Annotated in this window: 18 protein-coding genes; 9 read left to right on the forward strand and 9 right to left on the reverse strand. The window is 34.8% G+C overall.

The window, feature by feature from the left end; all coding sequences use genetic code 11:
• Positions 1-5: 5 nt before the first annotated feature.
• From fusA to rpsL, 3 genes are read right to left on the reverse strand one after another with little or no spacing between them, the layout of a single operon-like run.
• Positions 6-2,126, reverse strand: coding sequence for an elongation factor G (gene fusA / locus KO493_RS02125; protein ID WP_216066285.1), 2,121 nt, complete (start codon positions 2,124-2,126; stop codon positions 6-8).
• A gap of 5 nt (positions 2,127-2,131) precedes the next feature.
• On the reverse strand, positions 2,132-2,608 hold the full coding sequence (gene rpsG, locus KO493_RS02130; RefSeq protein WP_216066286.1) for a 30S ribosomal protein S7: 477 nt from the start codon (positions 2,606-2,608) through the stop codon (positions 2,132-2,134).
• 21 nt (positions 2,609-2,629) lie between these two features.
• Positions 2,630-3,004 carry a 30S ribosomal protein S12 gene (gene rpsL / locus KO493_RS02135; protein WP_019386263.1) on the reverse strand — a complete coding sequence of 125 codons (375 nt, stop codon included), beginning with the start codon at positions 3,002-3,004 and terminating at the stop codon, positions 2,630-2,632.
• A gap of 112 nt (positions 3,005-3,116) precedes the next feature.
• Here rpsL and KO493_RS02140 point away from each other — a divergent pair, with 112 nt between their 5' ends.
• The 6 genes from KO493_RS02140 to rlmB all read left to right on the forward strand — a co-directional run bounded on the left by KO493_RS02140 (position 3,117) and on the right by rlmB (position 11,853).
• A complete protein-coding gene (locus KO493_RS02140) occupies positions 3,117-4,877 on the forward strand; it encodes a POTRA domain-containing protein (RefSeq protein WP_252723135.1) in 1,761 nt (586 codons plus the stop codon).
• Positions 4,878-4,994: 117 nt separating this feature from the next.
• Entirely contained in the window at positions 4,995-8,156 is a 3,162-nt protein-coding gene (locus tag KO493_RS02145) for a SusC/RagA family TonB-linked outer membrane protein (RefSeq protein WP_216066287.1), read from the forward strand.
• Between the two features lie 10 nt (positions 8,157-8,166).
• The gene (locus tag KO493_RS02150; protein ID WP_216066288.1) at positions 8,167-9,684 is read left to right on the forward strand and encodes a SusD/RagB family nutrient-binding outer membrane lipoprotein; all 1,518 of its coding nucleotides are present in this window, start codon (positions 8,167-8,169) and stop codon (positions 9,682-9,684) included.
• 17 nt (positions 9,685-9,701) lie between these two features.
• Positions 9,702-10,370 (forward strand): immunoglobulin-like domain-containing protein, encoded by a 669-nt coding sequence (locus tag KO493_RS02155; RefSeq protein WP_216066289.1) that lies wholly within the window; start codon positions 9,702-9,704, stop codon positions 10,368-10,370.
• 14 nt (positions 10,371-10,384) lie between these two features.
• Positions 10,385-11,056, forward strand: a complete 672-nt coding sequence (locus KO493_RS02160) for a lipid-binding protein (protein WP_216066290.1) — start codon at positions 10,385-10,387, stop codon at positions 11,054-11,056.
• A 62-nt stretch (positions 11,057-11,118) separates the two neighbouring features.
• Positions 11,119-11,853: a 23S rRNA (guanosine(2251)-2'-O)-methyltransferase RlmB gene (gene rlmB, locus KO493_RS02165; RefSeq protein ID WP_216066291.1), complete on the forward strand. Its 735-nt coding sequence runs from the start codon at positions 11,119-11,121 to the stop codon at positions 11,851-11,853.
• On the opposite strand, the gene KO493_RS02170 is transcribed toward rlmB, so the two are convergent.
• A complete protein-coding gene (locus KO493_RS02170) occupies positions 11,850-12,581 on the reverse strand; it encodes a rhomboid family intramembrane serine protease (protein WP_216066292.1) in 732 nt (243 codons plus the stop codon). The two genes, rlmB and KO493_RS02170, sit on opposite strands and share 4 nt — an antisense overlap.
• 143 nt (positions 12,582-12,724) lie before the next feature.
• Here KO493_RS02170 and KO493_RS02175 point away from each other — a divergent pair, with 143 nt between their 5' ends.
• Entirely contained in the window at positions 12,725-14,002 is a 1,278-nt protein-coding gene (locus KO493_RS02175) for a replication-associated recombination protein A (RefSeq protein WP_216066406.1), read from the forward strand.
• 8 nt (positions 14,003-14,010) lie between these two features.
• Here the strand turns inward: KO493_RS02175 and KO493_RS02180 are convergent, their stop codons facing one another.
• The 3 genes from KO493_RS02180 to radC all read right to left on the reverse strand — a co-directional run bounded on the left by KO493_RS02180 (position 14,011) and on the right by radC (position 16,898).
• Entirely contained in the window at positions 14,011-14,787 is a 777-nt protein-coding gene (locus KO493_RS02180) for a hypothetical protein (RefSeq protein WP_216066293.1), read from the reverse strand.
• A gap of 111 nt (positions 14,788-14,898) precedes the next feature.
• On the reverse strand, positions 14,899-16,200 hold the full coding sequence (locus KO493_RS02185) for a polysaccharide deacetylase family protein (protein ID WP_216066294.1): 1,302 nt from the start codon (positions 16,198-16,200) through the stop codon (positions 14,899-14,901).
• A complete protein-coding gene (gene radC / locus KO493_RS02190; RefSeq protein WP_216066295.1) occupies positions 16,200-16,898 on the reverse strand; it encodes a RadC family protein in 699 nt (232 codons plus the stop codon). Before radC ends, KO493_RS02185 begins: the two co-directional genes overlap by 1 nt.
• 108 nt (positions 16,899-17,006) lie before the next feature.
• Here radC and KO493_RS02195 point away from each other — a divergent pair, with 108 nt between their 5' ends.
• On the forward strand, positions 17,007-17,894 hold the full coding sequence (locus tag KO493_RS02195) for a dienelactone hydrolase family protein (protein WP_216066296.1): 888 nt from the start codon (positions 17,007-17,009) through the stop codon (positions 17,892-17,894).
• Between the two features lie 54 nt (positions 17,895-17,948).
• Positions 17,949-20,618, forward strand: a complete 2,670-nt coding sequence (locus KO493_RS02200) for a mechanosensitive ion channel family protein (RefSeq protein ID WP_216066297.1) — start codon at positions 17,949-17,951, stop codon at positions 20,616-20,618.
• A 228-nt stretch (positions 20,619-20,846) separates the two neighbouring features.
• On the opposite strand, the gene KO493_RS02205 is transcribed toward KO493_RS02200, so the two are convergent.
• Positions 20,847-21,065, reverse strand: coding sequence for a cupin domain-containing protein (locus KO493_RS02205; protein WP_216066298.1), 219 nt, complete (start codon positions 21,063-21,065; stop codon positions 20,847-20,849).
• A gap of 15 nt (positions 21,066-21,080) precedes the next feature.
• Positions 21,081-22,436 (reverse strand): UDP-N-acetylmuramate--L-alanine ligase, encoded by a 1,356-nt coding sequence (locus KO493_RS02210; protein WP_216066299.1) that lies wholly within the window; start codon positions 22,434-22,436, stop codon positions 21,081-21,083.
• Positions 22,437-22,556 lie beyond the last annotated feature (120 nt).

Consider the following 22,556-nt stretch of genomic DNA (forward strand, 5'->3'; position numbering starts at 1 on the left):
TAAGATTATTCTCCTTTTGCTGCTTTGATAACCTCTTCAGATATGTTAGAAGGTGTTTCAGCGTAGTGTGAAAATTCCATTGTTGATGTTGCACGACCTGAAGATAATGTTCTTAATGTAGTTACATATCCAAACATCTCAGATAATGGCACAGTAGCTTTTACAGTTTTTGCACCTGCTCTATCTCCCATGTCACTAACTTGTCCACGTCTTCTGTTTAAATCTCCAACAATGTCACCCATGTTTTCTTCAGGAGTAATTACCTCAAGTTTCATGATTGGCTCCATGATTACAGCTTTTGCAGCTTTAGCACAAGCTTTAAATCCTAATTTAGCAGCTAATTCGAAAGAAAGTTGATCCGAATCCACATCGTGGTAAGACCCATCTTTCAATGTTACTTTCATAGCATCAATTTCGTATCCTGCTAAAGGACCATTAACCATCGCTAATTTAAATCCTTTTTCAATTGAAGGGATAAATTCTTTAGGAACGTTACCACCTTTAATAATAGATTCAAACTGTAAACCTACAGCACCTTCTTCAGCTGGCTCTACCGTAAATACGATATCGGCAAACTTACCACGACCACCAGATTGTTTCTTATAAACCTCTCTATGATCTGCAGATTGTGTGATAGCTTCTTTATACTCAACTTGTGGTTGACCTTGGTTAACTTCTACTTTGAATTCACGTTTTAAACGATCAACAATTACATCTAAGTGAAGCTCACCCATTCCAGAGATAATAGTCTGTCCTGAAGCCTCATCTGAACGCACAGTAAATGTAGGATCTTCTTCAGCTAACTTAGCTAATCCCATACCTAATTTATCTACATCTGCCTTAGTTTTAGGCTCAACCGCGATACCAATTACTGGATCTGGGAAGTCCATAGATTCTAAAACAATAGGATGCTCTTGAGAAGAAAGGGTATCTCCTGTTTTGATAGATTTAAATCCAACAGCAGCTCCAATATCTCCAGCTTCTATAAAGTCAATTGCATTTTGCTTGTTAGCATGCATTTGATAGATACGAGAAATACGCTCTTTTTTACCTGAACGGTTATTTAAAACGTAAGAACCTGCATCTAAACGACCAGAATATGCTCTAAAGAAAGCTAAACGTCCTACGAAAGGATCGGTAGCAATTTTAAATGCTAAAGCAGCAAATGGCTCCTTTACATCTGGTTTACGTAAAATAGAATCTCCTGAATCAGGATCTGTTCCTACGATTCCTTCTTTATCCACTGGAGAAGGTAAATAACGACAAACAGCATCTAATAAGAACTGTACCCCTTTATTCTTAAAAGCAGAACCACAAATCATTGGAATGATAGCCATATCCATTACAGCAGCTCTAAGTGCAGCGTGCACTTCATCTTCTGTAATAGAATCTTCATCTTCCATGAATTTTTCAAGTAAGTTCTCGTCGTAACCTGCTACTTCTTCAATTAATAAAGCTCTATATTTTTTAGCTTCAGCTTTAAGCTCTTCTGGAATTTCAATAACATCAAAAGTTGCCCCTTGTGTATCATCATGCCAGATAATTGCTCTATTCTTAACTAAATCGATAATACCTTTAAAGTCATCTTCGTCACCAATGTTTAAAACGATTGGCACCGCATTAGACTTTAACATATCTTTTACTTGTTGACAAACATTTAAAAAGTCTGATCCTTGACGGTCCATTTTGTTAACGAAACCAATTCTAGGCACTTTATAGTTATCAGCTAGTCTCCAGTTAGTTTCAGATTGAGGCTCAACACCATCAACTGCACTAAATAAGAATACTAATCCATCAAGTACACGTAATGAACGGTTTACTTCAACCGTAAAATCAACGTGGCCCGGAGTATCAATAATATTAAAGTGATAATCTTTTGTATCTGGTAATGGCTGTGCATTCTCTAAAGGGAATTTCCACTCACAAGTTGTTGCAGCAGAAGTAATTGTAATACCTCTTTCTTGCTCTTGCTCCATCCAGTCCATTGTTGCAGCACCATCATGTACTTCACCAATTTTATGAGACACACCCGTATAATAAAGAATACGTTCTGTAGTAGTGGTTTTACCTGCATCAATATGTGCAGCAATACCAATATTTCTAGTTAATCTTAAATCTCTTGCCATTTCTATTAAAATCTAAAGTGAGAGAATGCTTTGTTTGCTTCTGCCATTTTGTGAGTATCAACTCTTTTCTTAACGGCTGCTCCTTCTTCTTTAGCTGCTGCTAAAATCTCAGTAGCTAAACGTAACGCCATAGACTTTTCATTTCTTTTACGAGAATAGCTAATAAGCCATTTCATCGCTGTAGAAACCTTACGGTCTGGACGGATTTGCATTGGAATTTGGAATGTTGCACCTCCAACACGACGACTACGTACTTCTACGTGAGGCATCACATTAGATAAAGCATCTTTCCAGATCTCTAAAGCTGTTTTCTCTTCGTCAGTTTTTTTCGAATCTACAATATCAATTGCATCGTAGAATACTTTAAAAGCTACCGATTTCTTACCATCCCACATCATCATGTTAACGAAACGAGTTACTAACTGGTCGTTAAAACGCGGATCCGGTAAAAGCGGTCTCTTTTTTGCTGCTCTTTTTCTCATGTCTTCTTCTTAAAGTTTTAATTACTTCTTAGGGCGTTTTGCACCATACTTAGATCTACGTTGCGTTCTACCTGAAACACCTGCTGTGTCTAAAGCACCACGTACAATGTGATATCTAACTCCTGGTAAATCTTTTACCCTTCCACCTCTAACCAATACTATCGAGTGCTCTTGTAGGTTATGTCCTTCACCACCGATGTATGCGTTAACCTCGTTACCGTTCGTTAAACGAACCCTTGCTACCTTACGCATTGCTGAGTTAGGTTTTTTAGGAGTCGTTGTGTAAACACGAGTACACACACCACGTCTTTGCGGACAAGAATCTAAAGCAGCCGATTTACTCTTCTTGGTTATTTTGGCTCTTCCTTTTCTTACTAATTGCGAAATTGTTGGCATATATATTATATATAAATTTTATTATCCTCTTCTAAGAGGGCTGCAAAGGTAGAAATTAAAAATTAGATTTCAAATCCTAATTCATTAATTTTCAACAGAAAGTAAAAATAATTTGCGCTATTATATTATTAGCCTTTATTTTCCGTTAGATTTACACATTAAATTAGCCGTTATAAAAGTGCATAAACCAACCTATCTCTTTATCCTTATATATATACTTTTTTCTTCGGAAGGGTTTTGCCAAAACTTACACCTTATCATTTATGGTGGCTCAAAAACTGAAACAGCCACAATAGATTCATTAAATTATTCTAAAACCCACATTGACTACCAATCCATATCGTCAGAAATTGAAAACTTTCAGAACACCTTATTAAAACAAGGTTATATTGAAAATCAATTGATGGGTATTGAAAAAATTAATGACTCTACGTTTCGTTCTGAAATTCATCTAAAAAAGAAATTCAACACCATATATATATACTACAATAATCTAGAGGTAGAAAAATCAACTTTAAAACGCATTTCAAAAGAAATAACAGATGATTATTTCACACTACATATTACAGAAATAGAAAGTGGTTTAAACTTTATTAATTCAGAGTTTTCAAAAAATGGCTTTCCATTCTCAAAACTAAACCTTACTAATATTCGAAAACAATCAAAAAACAGGCTAGAAGCCGATTTAACCTTAAACCGTTCTTCTTCAAAAAGAACCATCAATGAAATTATAATAAAAGGCTACGAAAAGTTTCCAAGATCCTACGTAAAACACTACTTAAAAATTAAACCTAACCAAATTTTCGATCTGCAAACCATTCAAAACAAAACAACACAACTCAACAACCTAGCTTTTGCACGAGAAACAAAAACTCCGGAAGTATTATTTTCTCAAGATTCAACTAACCTATACCTCTATTTAGAAAAAACAAAAAGCAATACTTTTGATGGGTTTTTAGGTTTTGGAACAAACGAAAACACCAACAAATTGGAATTTGATGGCTACCTGAATTTAAGCCTTATTAATAATTTAAACTATGGAGAAGCATTTAGGGTGCTATATAAAAGCGATGAAAATGATCAAAAAACATTCGAGGCCGATTTATCAATACCCTATTTATTTAAGTCACCTATAGGTGTCGATTTCATGCTACGCATATTTAAAAAGGATTCCTCCTTCACAACCGCGAATCAATCAGTAAAGATTCATTATCAAATTAACGCAAAGCATAAAACTTTTGCTGGTATAACAGCGACAGAATCAAACAACTTACTTTCTTCTAATCCTACAGGACTATTATCGGACTTCGAAACATTTAATTACAATATAGCTTATCAATTTTTAAATGCGCAAGTATTAAACCGCCTTTTTCCATTAAACTCAAAACTATATGCCGAAGCTGGATATGGAAATCGCAAAACGACAGACACTAAAGAAAAGCAATCAAATTTTACTCTAGATGCTTTTAAAATATTTAATCTCAATCCAAAGAATAGTCTTTATTTAAGAGTTAATGGCGCTACTTTAATTTCCGACACCTATTTTGAAAATGAGTTACTACGCTTTGGAGGTATTAATTCTGTTAGAGGTTTTGAAGAAAATAGTATTTACGCCACACTTTATGGTGTAATTAACACAGAATATCGCTACCAAATTAACAATAGCATCTACATACACTCCATAATAGATGCATCCTATTTTGAAAACCAAATAGCCAATGCAGACCAAAAACTTTTTGGTTATGGTTTTGGTTTCGGACTATTAACTAAGGCTGGATTGTTTAAATTAAACTACGCAAACGGCAAAAATGAAGGCTCGAATTTCAAATTCTCAAATTCAAAGCTACATTTAAGTTTATTAGCTAATTTTTGATATTCGATTACAATTTTATTACATTTTTTAACCTAATTGGTAAATTTTAACCATAATTTGTTGTTTTATTAACTTATTATTATGACTTTTGGCGTGACTAATTCAAATAATTATAAAATGAAAACAAAGTTTAGTGGAATTCTAACGCTATTACTAGTGTTAGTTGTGCAACTTACGTTTGCACAAGAAAAGACAATTTCAGGTACGGTTACAGATGATACTGGCCTACCGCTTCCTGGAACGACAGTCTTAGTAAAAGGTACAGCAAATGGTACCTCAACAGATTTCGATGGTAATTATTCGATTCTTGCAGAAACAGGAGATGTTCTTGTTTTTAGTTTTGTTGGTTACACGACAAAAGACGTTACAGTTTCTAAAGAAACCATTAACGTGGTATTAAAAGAAGATGCTGAATCATTAGACGAAGTAGTTGTGACTGCAATGGGGATTTCAAAAGAAAGAAAAGCCGTTGGTTCTTCTGTTCAATCTTTTGACAACACAGAATTAACTAGTGCTAAAGTAGTAAATACTATGGATGCATTACAAGGTAAAACTTCTGGTGTTGACATTACTGCAGCGCCTTCACCTGGTTCTACTCAGAACGTAATCATTCGTGGAGCATCTTCTTTCGGGAACAATCAACCATTATATATTGTAGATGGTGTTCCATTAACAAATGATCAGAATAGATCTGGAGATAACTTAAACTCACAAGTTGATTTTGGTTCTGGTATTAACGCCATTAACCCGAATGACATTGAAACACTTACTGTACTTAAAGGAGCATCTGCAACGGCCATTTATGGTTCGCGTGCTGCTAACGGTGTTATCATGATTACAACTAAAAGTGGTAAAGAAGGCGTGCTACAAGTAAACTTCAATAACTCTCTCTCTCTTTCAAGAGTTGGAGTATTACCTGAAAGACAAACTCAATTCGGACAAGGATGGAGTGGAGATAGAGCGCTAGATGAAAATGGAAACTGGGGATCTGCATATGATGGTAAGGACCGTGTATGGGGTAACGTTGTTGATAACAGTCAACAAATAAAACCTTACGTTTATTTAGAAGATAACGTAAGAGATTTTTATGACTACGGAAAAAACATTGCGAATTCATTATCATTATCTGGTGGTTCTGATATCACAAAATATTACTTCTCTGTGTCTCAAAACTCAGTTGATGGTGTTGTACCAGAAGACAAGGATACTTATGAGAGATTAACATTATCTACTAGAGGATCTCACAAATATAAAAACTTACTTATTAGTTCATCTATTAACTACAGTAACGAGATCACTCATGCTGTACCTACTGGACAAGGAACTTCTTTATTAAGATCTTTATACGAAATTCCTAACGATGTTTCAATTGTAGATCATAAAGATTACAATAACAAATTCAATAACTTAGACAACTACTTTACACCTTACGGTGTTAACCCATACTTTATTTTAGATAATGATGGAGCAGAACAAGTTAAAAATAAGTTTTTCGGTAAATTTCAATTGGATTATGATCTTTTAGATAACCTTAAATTAACTTACCGTTTTGGTGGTGATATTGAAAACACAATCGAACAAACACATACTGGAATTATTAGTTTCAGCGAGGGGGCTATTAACGCAGGATCTAGTACAGCTAATCCAGGTTCATATAGAGAAGAGCGTATTCAAAGAGTTCAAATGAATCACGACTTTACTGCTAGTTATAATACAACAATTGGAGAAGACACTTCAATTCATGGTTTGGCTGGTTTTAATGCCAACGAAAGAAAATGGTCTTCATTATACGGAGAAATTTCTTCTATTGATGTGCCAGGTTTTTACAACCTTTCAAACAGTTTAACACCAGCCACTTCTGGTCAAGATCATTCTCAAAGAAGACTGTTAGGTGCTTATATTAGTGCAGATGTTAGTTATAAAGATTATTTCTTCTTAAACATGACAGCAAGAAATGACTGGTCTTCTACACTACCTCTTGAGAATAACTCATTCATGTATGGAGGTGTGAACGCCAGTTTTATTATTACTGATTTCTTAAAATCACACGATGTTAACACAGGTGTTTTTGATTTTACAAAATTAAGAGTTGCCTACGGTAGTACTGGTAATGATGCCGGAGTATACCAAGTGTATAACAGATTTGTACCAGGATATTCAACTAACCCAGGATTTCCAAACGTAGACGATTTAACATTCCCATTAGGTGGTGTAAATTCATACAGTAACTCTAATGTATTAGGGAATTCAGATCTTAAGCCTGAATTAACAGGAGAGTTTGAGGTTGGTATTGAGAATAGAATGTTTAATAATCGTTTTGGTTTTGAAGTTTCTTATTACAACAGGTTAACAAAAGGTTTAATTGCAACATTACCTATTGATCCATCAAGTGGATACACACAAATAGCTTCTAACTTAGGTGATGTTAGAAATGCAGGTGTAGAGATTAGTGTTAATGTGAAACCTATTAGAACTGATGATTTCCAATGGGACATCAACTGGAACTACACTCAAAACAAAAATACCGTTGAAAGTTTAGACGTAGGAGAAGTATTTATCTCAGGATTTGGTACTGGTGGTGTATATGCTATTGAAGGTATGCCATTAGGACAGTTCAAGTTTGCTACTGCTAAAAAAGTGATGCACAATGGTGTTGAATCTACAGTAGTAGATGGTAGTGGTAACCCTCAACAAACAACAGATCAAGAGTTATTAGGAAAAGACATCAACGAAAAGTATAGAATGGGTTTAACAAATACCTTGAGATATAAAAACCTTTCGTTAGCTGCAACTTTTGATTTTAGATATGGCGGTTATATGTACTCTGGTACTAAAGATTACATGCACTGGACAGGAAGTTCTCCAGAAAGTGTTATAAATGATAGAAACGCTTTTATCATACCAAATTCGGTAGTAGAAAATAGTGATGGATCATTTTCAGAAAACTCAACTCCGGTTGATCCAACAGCTTTACATACCTTCTATAGTAATGGAGGATTTGAAGGCGATGGATACGCTGTTATTGACAAGTCTTTCTTAAAACTAAGAAATGTTACTTTGGCCTATGAGATGCCACAAACGCTTTGTAGCAAATTAAAATTAAAAAGCATCGTAATTTCGGCAGTAGCAAGTAACTTCCTTTTATGGACTCCAGCTGAGAACCCTTATATCGATCCTGAAAACACTACTTTCGGAACTGATATTAGTGCTAAGTTCGGTGAATTCATGGGTAACCCAAGTCAAGAAACATTTGCTTTAGGTCTAAATATTAACTTATAAAAAAGTAATAATGAAAAAATATATATATAAAATAGCATTATTTGCATTAGTAACTACAGCTTGGAATTGCGATAGTTATCTAGATGTAAACCATGATCCAGATGTATTGGAAGAAACCGATTCACCTGAAATCATCCTACCTTCTGCACAAGCCAGTTTAGGTAACAATTTAATGGGTTGGGACTTTGGTTTTGCTGGAGGATTCTGGAACGAATACTGGACTCAAACTTATACGGCTTCTCAGTTCAAAACATTATGTGAATATGAAGAAACAGGTTTTAGCAACCAATACACTGGTTTAACAGCAGGAACTTTAAGTGATTTAGATATGATTAAAAAATTATCTGGATCGGCCGATAACCAAGGGTACTATTATATTGCCGAAGCACTTTCAATTTATACTTGGCAAGTGATGACCGATATTTGGGGAGATATTCCTTATTCGGAAGCATTACAAGGTAACACTATTAAATCTCCAGTATTTGATCCAGCAGAAAGTATTTATGCCGATTTGATAAATAGAGTTGATGATTTATTAGCAATTGATAACTCAACATTTTCTATTAGAAGTCAATATGATTTTATCTATGAGGGAGATATGGATGCTTGGAAGAAATTTGTAGCATCTTTAAAGTTAAAATTAATGTTACGTCAATCTGAAACAACAGGTTACAACAACGGTCAAGTACTTGCTTTTGTTAACAGTAACAGTTTTTTAACAAGCTCAGCTAAAATTGCTGGTAGCTACTGGGATGACAGTGCTGAAGGGAAAAGACACCCAATGAGAGAGTACGAAGCAGGCGGTGCAAGTTACTTATCTACAAATGTTATCGGTTGTAAAACGTTTGTTGATTATTTAAATGTAAATTCTGACCCTAGACTTGATGCGTTATTTACCGCTCCAAGCTCAGGACATCAAGGTGCTTTCTTTGGTGATTTTGATTCTAAAGCAGATTCTAATTCTAATGGAACCACTGATGACCAAGAAGACTATAGCGAACCTATTTTCAAGGGTGATATGGACTTAATGATTATGAGTGACTGGGAAGTATACTTCTATTTAGCTGAAGTGTACACAAGAGCTTCAGACATGACAAACGCCAAAGCATATTATGATATGGCTGTTGAAGCTTCTTTAGCTCAAAACGATATCACAGATAATTCAATTTTAACTTCTGGTTATGCTACATGGACAAATGGTTCTATTGAAGATGGTATCAAAATGATTGCTATGCAGAAATGGGTAGCCAATGCGAACTACCAACACATTGAGTCATTCTTAGAGCGCAACAGAACTAAATACCCTTCTGTAAGCGAAATGGATATTAAAGCAGATAGACAAAATGCCTTTTTAAATTTCCCTGTTGGACAGTTAACCATATCAGTTAACGGAAGAGATAAAACTAATGGTTTCTTACCTGCAGCTCCTGTATACCCAAGTAACGTATTAAATAGTAACGTTAATTCTCCAGGTCAAAAAGTAAATCTATTAGAGAAAATTTGGTGGAATAAAAAAGCTGGTAAATAATTTTAAATAAAAAAAAGATGAAAAATATACTTATAAAAATTTTACCACTATTTCTTATCGCATTCATGTCTTGCGAGCAAGATGATAGTACAGCGGATATATCGCGTATCACATACTACAATGATATCGAATTTGTAGGAGATGAAACCATGTATGTTGAATTAGGAGGAACCTTTAATGACCCAGGCGTAACAGCTTTTGAAGGTGACGAAGATGTTACTGAAGACGTTACAGCTACTGGAAATGTAGATACTGCTACAATTGGAATCAATTATGTAACATATTCAATTACAAATTCAGATGGTTTTTCAAAAGAAATCACAAGAACTGTAATTGTATACCCTGGATATACATCACCAATAGACCTTAGCGGAAGTTATACCGGTAATGCAAGAGGTGAAACTATGCCTGGAGGTTGTGTAATAACAAATGTAGCACCGAATACTTATTTAGCTTCAGATTTCTTTGGAGGTGTTTACTGTTGTGGTATCCGTAACTACGGTTTAGCTTACAGACTTAAAACATACTTCTACGTAAGCCAAGATGGAACAACGTATACAGCAATGTCTACTGATTCTCCTTGGGGACCATGGAACATCCTGAACGCTACACTTACCGGAACAACTTTTTCACATGCAGTTGAACAAGGTGGATTTAGCTTTGCAGTTGAATTGATTAAAGAATAAAAAAAACAAAGAAGATGAAAAAAAATATAATATACATGTTGCTTGTATTAGTCTCAGTTAGCTTTACGTCTTGCGATGAAGAGTTAGAAATTTGGGATAGTAATACTTTAGATTACTCAGGAACTTATTTTTATGAGTTATATAACGAAGATATGACTGCTAAATATATAGAATACAGTCATAGTAACCAGATCTTAATTTACAATACAGCAAACAATAACTCTAATGAGTTTTGGCTAGAAGATCACGGTACTGTGTTTCCAATAAAAAGCAAATTTTTCGTAGATGGAAGTACTCAAGACTTTAATTCTGCATCATTTGATTTTACTGATTTAACAAACAACATTAGTACAGTTATATCTGGTTCTGCAAAACCAACTGGTTTAAACCAAGAGGTTATAGAACCTACAGGTTATATTAGATCTGCAATATTAGAAGGTAAAATACTAAAAAATGAAGGAACTACAGTTAGTGGCAACCCTGTTGATAGTATTTATGTTAAGATAGCCCTTTACAGTGGACAGGTTAAATACACTAGTTATGAAGTTGCTGTAGCAGATCGTGTTGACCCTGAAGTAGAAGAATTTGCTTGGGAATACGATAGTGCTATTTACGATAGCAGCCTTGATGAAACTTATGTTATTTCTGGTCACAGAAAAACAGGTTTTGCTGAAGACGACCATTAAAATTTACCCTTAAATATTCTAAACCACCTCAAACGAGGTGGTTTTTTTATACCTTTACCCCAATGGAAGATCAAACACAAATATTCGGCATAAGAGCAATAATTGAAGCAATTAACGCTAACAAAACAATAGATAAAGTATTCCTTCAAAAAGGTTTAAGCGGTGATTTATTTTCCGAGCTAGAATCTTTAGTGAACAAGAAATCGATTAACAAATCTTATGTTCCAGTTGAAAAACTAAATAGACTTTCTAAAGGAAATCACCAAGGTGCTGTGGCTCAAATCTCCCCAATTGCCTTTTATGATATGGAAACGTTAGTTACCAACGTCTTGGAGTCTGGAAAAACACCATTATTTCTACTTTTAGATCAACTGAGTGATGTTAGAAATTTTGGAGCCATCATAAGAACTGCAGAATGTACTGGTGTTGATGGTATTATCGTTCAGAAAAAAGGTGGTGCGCCCGTAAACGGCGATACCATTAAAACAAGTGCTGGCGCCGTTTTTAAAGTACCTATTTGTAAGGTGGATCACATTAAAGATGCTGTGTTTTTCATGCAAGCTTCTGGTATAAAAGTTATTTCAGCAACCGAAAAAACAAACGACACCCTTTATGATGTTTCTTTTACCGAACCCTGCGCAATCGTAATGGGCTCTGAAGGTCGCGGTATTAATCCTTCCATTATAAAAGTATCTGATGCTAAAGCAAAACTTCCTTTACTTGGTGAAATTGAATCCTTAAACGTATCCGTTGCTTGTGGGGCTTTCTTATATGAAGCTTTAAGACAACGTCGTTAATCCGTGTCTTTTTCCTCTTTATAGATATAGTTATAGCTTATTGGCTTGTGCTCCTCCTCTAGTTCTAGATTTTCTATGAAGTTCCCGTCTTGATCAAAGTGTTTTAAAAAAGGGTCGTCCTCTTCATTGAAATCATCTTGCTCCCAAACATACTTTTTGGGTTTAGCGATACGTTTTCTAAAAATGAAAGCAAAAAGCAAACCCGTTATTAACCCTGCTGAATGGCCTTCCCAAGAAATCCCTTCTTCAATGGGTAGGGTATGCCAAATCATACTTCCGTACAGAAAAACAACAACGAGCGATAAAGCTATTAATCTGTAATGTTTAGCAAAAACCCCTTTAAAAAATGTAAAACTTACTAAAACATAAATAAGTCCACTCGCCCCAATATGATAGGATGGTCGTCCAATGCACCAGGTTAATAACCCTGAAAGCAAAATACCATAGCCTAAAACCTTCCAAGCTATGGGCCTATAGAAATAAAACAAGGCTGTTGTAAGTACAAATAACGGAATCGTATTATGGTATATATGTTTAATATCTCCATGTATAAATGGACTTAACACAATACCTCTTAACCCTTTAATGGTTTTTGGATACACACCATATTTATTAAAATGATAACCAAAACGTACCTCAAACCAGAATACTAACCATATAAATAGCACTAAAAACAGCGGGTATGCGATAACACCTGTTGAAAATTTAAATTGGTTATTGGTATTCATAAACTAAATATAACAAATAACTATCCAAAAAGGATCATGTGCTAAATTGACAGTTTTACAGTTATTAGCGTAAACTATATTCAAATTCTTTGGTTAAATTCGGCCTCAAGCCTAATAAATATTTTAATTTTACAATTATGAATGTGAATGAACCATTAGCCGAAAGACTCCGACCAAAAACCTTAACAGACTATGTGAGTCAAACACATTTGGTAGGAAAAAATGGCGCGTTAACACAGCACATTAAACAAGGCTTAATTCCTTCAATGATTTTTTGGGGCCCTCCTGGAACAGGAAAAACAACCTTAGCGAATATAATTGCATCAGAGTCTGGAAGGCCTTTTTATACCTTAAGTGCCATTAATTCTGGCGTGAAAGATATTCGCGATGTTATTGACAAAGCCAAACAAAGTGGTGGTTTATTTACGACTAAAAATCCGATTTTATTTATTGATGAAATCCATAGATTTAGCAAATCACAACAAGATTCGCTCTTACAAGCCGTTGAAAAAGGTTGGATTACCCTAATTGGTGCGACCACCGAAAACCCCAGTTTTGAAGTCATTTCAGCACTTTTATCACGTTGTCAAGTTTATATTCTTAATGCTTTTGATAAAAACGATTTAGAAACCCTTTTGAATCGTGCTATTGAAACTGACGAGTTTCTATCAAAGAAAAGTATTCGACTGAAAGAAACCACCGCCTTATTAAAGCTGTCTGGTGGTGATGGCAGGAAATTGCTTAATATATTTGAGCTTATTGTAAACTCTTATAATTCTGAAACGGTTAACATCACAGACGAAGCTGTTTTACAACGTATTCAAAACAATACAATTCGATATGACAAAACTGGTGAGCAGCATTACGATATTATTTCGGCATTTATAAAAGCCATTCGTGGTAGCGACCCTAATGCTGCTGTATATTGGTTAGCCCGTATGATAGAAGGCGGCGAAGATGTTAAGTTTATTGCGAGACGCTTACTAATAGCAGCCAGCGAAGATATTGGAAATGCCAACCCTACAGCTTTAGTTATTGCGAACAATACATTCCAAGCGGTTTCTACAATAGGCCATCCGGAATCTAGAATAATTTTAAGTCAATGTGCCACCTACCTTGCCTGTTCTCCAAAAAGTAATGCGGCCTATGCAGCCATAGGAAAAGCACAGCAATTGGTAAAACAAACAGGAGATTTGAGCGTACCCTTAGAAATTAGAAATGCACCTACAAAACTAATGAAAGAATTAGGTTATGGCAGTGATTACAAATATGCCCATAATTATGAGAACAATTTTGCACCCCAAGAATTTCTGCCGAACGAGATAAAAAACACCAAATTGTATGACCCAGGGAATAATGCCAGAGAACATGCACATCGTGAGTTTTTAAAAACTCGCTGGAAAGATAAATATGGTTATTAGCAAAAAATCTAAAACTTAATATTAAGCACTTCTTGCTTTAAAACATCATTTTCATAATATTCAAGTACCCACTCGTCCCCTTTTTTATAAACAGTAGCACTTTTCCCTCGCACTAAAAACATATCCTTAGCATTAGTTTTTTGTAATTTATAAACCACTTTAGGAGTGCTGTCTACGAGTTGATAACCATTTTCAATCTTTTGAGCATATAAAATATTATTTGCATTTTCAGGAACTTCCACTTTTGGTGACGCGGATACCAAAGGCGCTACGGCAACAGTTTTAGCTTGAGCTTGTGGTGCCAATTTAACTGGTGGCACAGTAGGCACAGGTACCTCCACGCTTTCACTGTCATATTTGTAGTGCACTGTATTTAAAGAAGTAAACGCCTCTCTTAATGCTAATTGATAAGCTGTTTTAAATTCCTTTTCTCTACTGGAACCTTCTTTAGATGTAAAAACAACTTGACCAGAGCAATTTTCAAGAACAACAGTCAGTTTCGTATTAAACATACTAGAGTTTTTATGCAATTTAGTTTTTAAACCTAAGCATCCATTATCAATCAAATCTTGTGGATAATCGCCATCACCTTCCTTAACTGGTGTAAAACCATATTTCTCAAACAAAAACGCTGTTAATGAATTTAATTGATATTGATCTGCCTCCCTTAAAAACTCATATTTACTAGGAACGATTACATATTTATAAGCGTTAATACTTTTTTGAGCAAAGGCTACACACGTCGTAAAAAGTGCTAAACCTATCGATAAAAATTTCAATTTCATTTTTTGTTTTTTTTATTAAATACCAAATGCAAGGTAAAGATACGTATTTTCAATATTCCAATTCTCATTGAAAAAGTTACAAAAGTCTTAAATAATAAGCGTATTAATTCTTTAGTCTGCTTCTACCGAATCTAAAATCAAATTAAACAACTCCTTAAACCCTTCCCATTTTTTATCTTCTGAAAAGGTATAATTATGAAAAACTGGAACAAACTCACCATTTACAGCCTTTATAGTATTGATAAGCTCATTTAACACCTTCTTTTTATCCAATAACGACCATTGTTTTAAAAGCGCAACATCCATAAGTTGATACGGTATGATTTTTAGCGGGGTCTGCACTTCATAATCCAAATCATAAAATAAAAAAGGCGTGCATGAACCTGCCCTAAACCCCAAATGATTAAAATACCCCATAGTATAATCCTCCTTAACTTCTAAAGCAATAAGGTTTCTATAGGTTTCAGGTAAATTAAGCTTAGAGTGAGATTGCCTAGATGCTTCCAAATTGGTATTCAGAATATCTTCCATTTTTTCTTTTTCTCGTTTTAAACGATTAGCATCATCTAAAGCAAAATATGACACTTTTAATCCCACCTTACAGTAGTCTGCTACATGTTTAATTAAGGAAACAAAATCTTTTTTATTTGGACTAACCCCTTTATCGTATGTTGACAATTGCCCAATTAGGAAAAAGAAAACAAAATTAGATTTGACATTCTTTTGTCTATTTAACAGGTACTTAAAAGTATCATGAGGATCGTGTTTAAATCGCAGTAAAACACCAAATCGCTCATAAAGACTAACAAGTTTAAATTTTGATAAGTCTGAAAGCGCCCCTCCAAAAGTTCTCAATAAGCCTTTGAGTTTATAATTATAAGGACAAGGCACATCAATAACTGGATTTACAGTATAACTTTTATTAGGAAATTTAAATTTTGGAAATTGCGCTTGTAAAGCGGCTTTAAATTTATAGGCCCAAATATCCACAACTGGTTGATGTAGAAAACCCTCTTTATAAGCTAAACTTTCTTCGGCAGTAAAACGACCGAATTCATCCTTAACATGAGGTAAATACTCTTCATAACGCGATAGCATGTAAAAGGAAGCCGCAAAAATATCAAAAGGCATGGCACTTTTATCTCCATTAGGAAAAAAGCATTTCGTATTACCCCACTTTTGAATATTAATATCAACATCACTCAACCCTTGTTCAAACAAAATGTCGTGACTTTTAACAAAGAACTCCTTTCCAAGGGCCTGCTTAGTGTAGGACATTTTTAAACTATCATGAGCAATAAACGCCTCGATTTTTGTGGTAAACTTAACCTCGAAGCCTAAAACCCTGGCACATATATGCTTAAAAATATAATTTAAACGGGGGGAAATATTATGAGTGTATACTAAAAGCATTATAGGAAGGTTTCATCAGCAAAACTAAAATATGCCTTTTCTGTTATTATTAAATGGTCTAAGACTTTAATATCTAAACTCTGAGCCGCAACTTTTAATTTTTGAGTAATTTGTTTATCGGCTTCACTAGGGATTAATGTTCCTGAAGGATGGTTATGTGCTAAAATTAAGCCCGTAGCACCAACTTCTAATGCCGTTTTTAATACCAAACGTACATCTACTAAAGTTCCCGTAATGCCCCCTTTACTTAATTGATTTTGTTGTATAACCTTATTCGAATTATTCAAATAAATAATCCAAAATTCTTCATGCTCCAACTCCCCTATTATAGGTTGCATCAACTCGAAAACAGACTTACTTGATGTTATTTTTTTTCGGTCAAGAGCCTCTTCTCCTCGGCGTCTTCTCCCTAACTCTAGTGCTGCTAAGATCGTAATGGCTTTTGCTTCACCAATGCCTTTAAAAGCCATAAGTTGCTTTATAGACAACTTACCTAAGGCACTTAAGTTATTGTTTGTACTCGCTAAAATGCGCTTACATAAAGCCACCGCACTTTCATCTCGATTACCCGAACCTATTAAAATAGCCACCAGCTCGGCATCGCTTAAAGCCATTTTACCCTTAATCAATAATTTTTCTCGAGGTTGGTCGTCTTGGCTCCAATGTTTAATGGAAAAGGAGGCGGCTTTTTCTTGCATCTGATAAATATAAATATTGTAAATTTATAAATCAACAAACGTGAATTTTAAATCACGATTAAGTTGAATCCTTTTAAAATTTGCATTAGAAACTAAAACCGATTTCCTATGAAACCACTAAAAAAAGAAGATTTAAATCAAGATGTTTACGATTTATACGATGACTACGCACACAATAAAATAAACCGTCGTCAATTTGTAGAAAAATTGTCCTTGTTTGCCATTGGTGGTTTAACGGTTTCATCGCTTCTAAGTTTTGTTTCTCCAAATTATAAAGACAACCTACTAATTGCCCCCAACGACCCTAAGTTAGACTCTGATTACATCCATTACAATTCACCAAAAGGAGGTGGTAGTATTAAGGGATTGCTTTCTACACCTAAAGGCACTAAGAAAAAATTACCAGGAGTTATCGTAGTTCATGAAAATCGTGGCCTGAACCCTTACATTGAAGATGTTGGAAGACGCACTGCTATTGAAGGTTTTATTTCGTTGGCTCCAGACGCGCTAACACCACTAGGAGGATACCCTGGAAATGACGATGACGGTAGAGCCATGCAAAAAAAACGGGGCAAAAAAGAAATGCTTGAGGACTTTATTGCTGCTTACAACTATTTAAAGGAGCATGAATATTGCGATGGTAATATTGGCGTTGTTGGCTTTTGCTTTGGTGGCTGGATATCTAATATGATGGCTGTAGAAGTACCAACGTTAAAAGCAGCAGTTCCCTTTTATGGTGGGCAACCTTCCGACGCGCAAACTGCCAAAATTAAGTCGCCGCTCCTTTTACAATTTGGTGAACTAGACACCCGAGTAAATGCGGGCTGGCCAGATTACGAGGCTTCTTTAAAGAAATATAACAAAAACTACCAAGCCTATATTTACCCCGGAGCCAATCATGGGTTTCATAATAATACCACTCCAAGATACGATGAAGCCGCTGCAACTTTAGCATGGGATAGAACCATTTCATTTTTCAAAAAACACCTAGTTTAACCTTATCAAAACCTTATTTTATAAGCATTTTTAATTAACTATAATATCCCAGACATGGCACAAAATACTATCTTTGTGCCACTAATTTTAGCCAAAAAAATGAATCTTAAGCATTTTATATCATTATTCTTTATTTGCATTATCTGCCTGTTTAATTCTTATAAAACAAACGCTCAAGACCTAATACCTCAAGCAGAAAGCGTAGAAGAAAAGGAGGTAGACTCCACGCAAGTTCAGCCAGAAGCAATTCCTCTTATCAATATAGTACGCCAAATTAAGGAAACCAATAAGAACATTAAGACGATCCAAAGGAAAATTAAAATTCCTGCGGACATTAGGAAAATCGATTCACTTCTCCATACTTACTCCGAATTTCTAAAAATAGAAGGTAAGCGTACAGAGCACTTTATGAAGGCCAACCCTAATGGTCAAAAAGTGGACAATACTATGGTAACATGGACCGGATATTCATCTTATTTATCGGGGTGGATGGCCAAAGTTAATGATCAAGAAGAGCGAAACTCTATCCTTATCGAGGATATTCTTTTAAAAGACAAAATATGGAAATTAAGCTATCAAAACGCCATTAAAAGGCAAGTGCCTATAGAAGTTCTAGAAGGTATAAAAAACACTTTAAATGAAGTTGAAATCACTAAAAACACCATTTTAGAAAACAACAATTATTATTTAAAACTTGAAAATAAACTTAGTGAGCAAACCAATTATATTGAAGATATAACAAGTGAATTATTAGCATTAAAAAATTCTGATGTCTATCAGCTTTTACACAAACGTCATCCTTCCATTTGGAAAACATCCTTTACAAAGTCTGAAACAGATATTGCAGAAAAGGAAGAAATTGACTCTTTAAATACTCAATCTGATAAAATCCCTAATCTAGGAACCAACTACATAAGTAGCGTGATACCATTTTTAATTTTCATAGCTATTTTTGCTTTCACCCTTAGATATTTTAAACGAGGATTTTTAAAATACCCATATGAAGATAAGGATGAAACCATAATTGTTGCTAAGAATATCATTCTCAACCAAACCTATTTATGTGTACTCTTTCTATCTTTTTTGTTTGCTGAAATATTCTTGTCAAATCTCCCTAGATTATTTAAAGACAGCTTAACACTTTTAACACTTCTAACGGCTATTCCTTTGCTTACACCAATAATGTCTGAGAAGTTTAAAAAGATCTTATATTTTGTCACCCTATTTTACATCTTAGACACCGCAAAAACTTATTTCTGGTATTCTTCTTTAGGTTATAGGTTATACATTTTAACAGAATCTATAATCGTTATTGCCATTTTATACCACTTTACCTCGCCTTATATAAAAACGTTAAAATCGCTTGAAAAAGGCTTTGGTAAATTACTATTCCGCTTAGTTCCTGCGGTTTACATTTTAACCATTATTTCTATAATTTCAAACATATTTGGCTATACAAACTTAACGGATATCACCTTAAAAATAAGCACTCAAGGCTCTCTAATCACCATGCTATTTTATACAATAGCGTTAATAATAAATGGTATTGCAATTAGTATTATCCACCGCCATTTTACTGTAAAACACACCTATAATGCCGTTGAACGCAAAAGCATAGAAATTAAAGTACTAAAACGGATTCGTATTATGATGTATATCCTTTGGGGTATATTCTTTTTAGGAATGATAGAGCTATTAAGACCTACTTTAACTTTCCTAGGTGATATTTTATCGGAGCCCTATAAAATGGGCAGTCTCACCTTTACGCTAGGCGCCATTGTAAGTTTTAGTTTTACTTTGTTTGTTGCGTTTTCTTTAACCAAACTTGTTTCCTTTTTAATAAATGATGGCGATGGGATATTAAGATTTTTAAAATTACCCAAAGGCATCCCAGCCGCTATATCATTAGTAATTCGTTATTTTATTATAGGGTTTGGTACAATATTAGCACTTTCTGCATTAGGCATAGATTTAAGTAAATTTAACCTAATGGCTGGTGCTTTAGGTGTTGGTATTGGTTTTGGTTTACAAAATATTGTTTCCAACTTTATTTCAGGATTAATTCTGGTTTTCGAACGCCCCATATTACCTGGGGATACCGTTGAAGTGAATAATCTGTTGGGTACCGTTTCCCGTATTGGGATTAGAGCATCAAACATTAGTACCTTTGATGGTTCTGAAGTTGTGGTCCCTAACAACAACCTTATTTCTAACGACCTAATTAACTGGACACTATCAAATAACACCAAGCGAATTGAAATTTTAATTGGCACCACTTATGACTCAGACCCAAATCAAATTTTAAAAATCCTTACTGAAGTGGCTTTAGAATGTGATTTTCTTTTAAAAGACCCAGCACCACGCGCGCTTTTTAATGATTTTGGAGATAGTTCTTTAAACTTCAGATTGCTTTTTTGGGTGCATTATGAGTTAGGCCTGCAAGCAAAAAGCGACATCTCAATTGGCATTTACAACCGTTTTAAAGAAGAAGGCATTGAAATCCCGTTCCCACAACGCGATCTTAATCTCAGAAATGTTCCTGAATCTTTTAACCTTATTCCACCACAAAACACAACGGAAACACCCGTTGACCTAGCAAAAACAGACAACGAAAAGGAAGACGTTGAAGCCTTAGACAAAAACTTAAAACGCCCCATTATAGAACCTATAAAAACAGATATTGATTCTGATGGATCAGACAGTGATGGCGATGGTGCGAAATAAACCAGTGTCTAGAATAAAAATATAAAAGCGTTAAGATTTAAAACTTAACGCTTTTTTATTTTAGATTATTTTGAATTTGGATCAATCAATCTAAAAAGATTTTAATTCCATATCATCAAATCGATCTCCACGAGTTGTTGGCTCTGAAATTACAATAAACTCTAAAATTACCGATTGATCATTTCGAATGCAATGCTTAGTTTTGGGTGGAATATGAATACCTTCTCCTTAGCCTATCTCAAAGATTTTACCATCGATTTCAAAAGTTGCTTTTCCTCTTAATATCCTAAAAAATTGTTGCGACAAGTTGTGGTAGTGTCTTTTTTCTTGAGTTTTGGGAGGCATCAGCTCCTCTATCACACTTAAAGTTTGAGATGTCACCAAATGCCATCCGCTACAACCATCTCCCCATGAATAATGCGGGCTATTTTCTTTTGATTTTTTCACTTTTACCTCAACAACTTATTTCATCAAAGGCTTCACTTCATTAAAATCTAAACCACCGTAATTCCCAGAACTCATTAATAGCAATGCCTTGTTCTCAAATTCTTGAGCGAACAAGAAGTTCTTGAAATCTTCTGGGTTCGTATAAATAATTAAGCCATCTCGTTTAAACGCTTCGGCAATTTGATCGTGAGTAATATTTTCTAATTTTTTTATTTCAACAGCATTGGGAGAATAGAAAACCACCGCCACATCTGCAGCATCCAGAGCGCCTTTGTATTCTTTTAAAAACTCAGCATTTAGACTACTATAAGTATGTAACTCCAAACACGCTACTAATGTTTTGTTTTTATATTGTTCTTTTACTGCTTGCGTTGTCGCCTCCACTTTACTTGGTGAATGCGCAAAATCTTTATAAGCCACACTGGTTTTCCCTTCAGCTATTTTTTCTAAACGCTTACTAGCACCCTTAAATGTAGCAATGGCCTCATAGAAATCATCTTCATCAATTCCCATATGCTGGCAAATCCATTTGGCACCCGCCAGGTTATTCAAATTATGTTTTCCAAAAACCTCGATTGGTAAATCACCTTCGGAAGTTTCTAAAATAGTTTCACCATCTTGAACGGTATATTCTGGCGTTTGATAGGCGATTTTCCGAATAGGATTTGTACTTTCTTCAACCACACGCTTTACTTCTGGATCTTCTTCGTTGTAATTAATGTTACCACCACTTACAATAGAATCTACAAAAATGCGAAACTGCTCGACGTAATTATCATAAGTAGGGAACACATTAATATGATCCCATGCGATACCACTCAATAACGCAATATTTGGTTTGTACAGATGAAATTTAGGACGCCTATCTATGGGCGAACTCAAATACTCATCACCCTCTAAAACTATAAAATCATTTTCTTCTGTAAGTTTAACCATGACATCAAAACCTTCCAACTGCGCACCAACCATATAATCGACATCGCGATCGTGATAATGCATTACGTGTAATATCATAGAGGTTATGGTTGTTTTTCCGTGACTTCCACCAATAACCACTCTGGTTTTATGTTTAGATTGCTCGTACAGAAATTCAGGATAGCTATATATTTTAAGCCCCAATTCTTGTGCTTTTAACAACTCAGGATTATCGGCTTGCGCATGCATACCCAAAACGATAGCATCTAAATTATTGGTTATTTTTTCTGGAAACCAACCAATACCTTCAGGCAACAAACCTTTGGCTTCTAATCGCGATTTTGATGGCTCAAATAATGAGTCATCACTTCCTGTAACTTGATATCCTTTATTATGTAATGCAATGGCCAAATTGTGCATAGCTGCACCGCCAATGGCTATAAAATGTACGTTCATGTTGAAATTTTGAATGTATCAAATATAGTTTTTTCGTTACGAATTCTCGAAGGAATTATACTGAAATTACTATTAAAACCTGTTAATTTATAATGCCAAAATTGATAAAATTTAGGTTTA

Origin of the sequence: Pseudotamlana agarivorans (genome assembly GCF_018860245.1) — a bacterium.
Taxonomy (GTDB): domain Bacteria; phylum Bacteroidota; class Bacteroidia; order Flavobacteriales; family Flavobacteriaceae; genus Pseudotamlana; species Pseudotamlana agarivorans_A.

Coding starts and splice junctions, on each gene's coding strand:
- fusA (WP_216066285.1), bottom strand. CDS start 2,126: ATGGCAAGAGATTTAAGATTAACTAGAAATATTGGTATTGCTGCACAT.
- rpsL (WP_019386263.1), bottom strand. CDS start 3,004: ATGCCAACAATTTCGCAATTAGTAAGAAAAGGAAGAGCCAAAATAACC.
- KO493_RS02145 (WP_216066287.1), top strand. CDS start 4,995: ATGAAAACAAAGTTTAGTGGAATTCTAACGCTATTACTAGTGTTAGTT.
- rpsG (WP_216066286.1), bottom strand. CDS start 2,608: ATGAGAAAAAGAGCAGCAAAAAAGAGACCGCTTTTACCGGATCCGCGT.
- KO493_RS02200 (WP_216066297.1), top strand. CDS start 17,949: ATGGCACAAAATACTATCTTTGTGCCACTAATTTTAGCCAAAAAAATG.
- KO493_RS02210 (WP_216066299.1), bottom strand. CDS start 22,436: ATGAACGTACATTTTATAGCCATTGGCGGTGCAGCTATGCACAATTTG.
- radC (WP_216066295.1), bottom strand. CDS start 16,898: ATGCAAGAAAAAGCCGCCTCCTTTTCCATTAAACATTGGAGCCAAGAC.
- KO493_RS02185 (WP_216066294.1), bottom strand. CDS start 16,200: ATGCTTTTAGTATACACTCATAATATTTCCCCCCGTTTAAATTATATT.
- KO493_RS02155 (WP_216066289.1), top strand. CDS start 9,702: ATGAAAAATATACTTATAAAAATTTTACCACTATTTCTTATCGCATTC.
- rlmB (WP_216066291.1), top strand. CDS start 11,119: ATGGAAGATCAAACACAAATATTCGGCATAAGAGCAATAATTGAAGCA.
- KO493_RS02160 (WP_216066290.1), top strand. CDS start 10,385: ATGAAAAAAAATATAATATACATGTTGCTTGTATTAGTCTCAGTTAGC.
- KO493_RS02170 (WP_216066292.1), bottom strand. CDS start 12,581: ATGAATACCAATAACCAATTTAAATTTTCAACAGGTGTTATCGCATAC.
- KO493_RS02195 (WP_216066296.1), top strand. CDS start 17,007: ATGAAACCACTAAAAAAAGAAGATTTAAATCAAGATGTTTACGATTTA.
- KO493_RS02150 (WP_216066288.1), top strand. CDS start 8,167: ATGAAAAAATATATATATAAAATAGCATTATTTGCATTAGTAACTACA.
- KO493_RS02180 (WP_216066293.1), bottom strand. CDS start 14,787: ATGAAATTGAAATTTTTATCGATAGGTTTAGCACTTTTTACGACGTGT.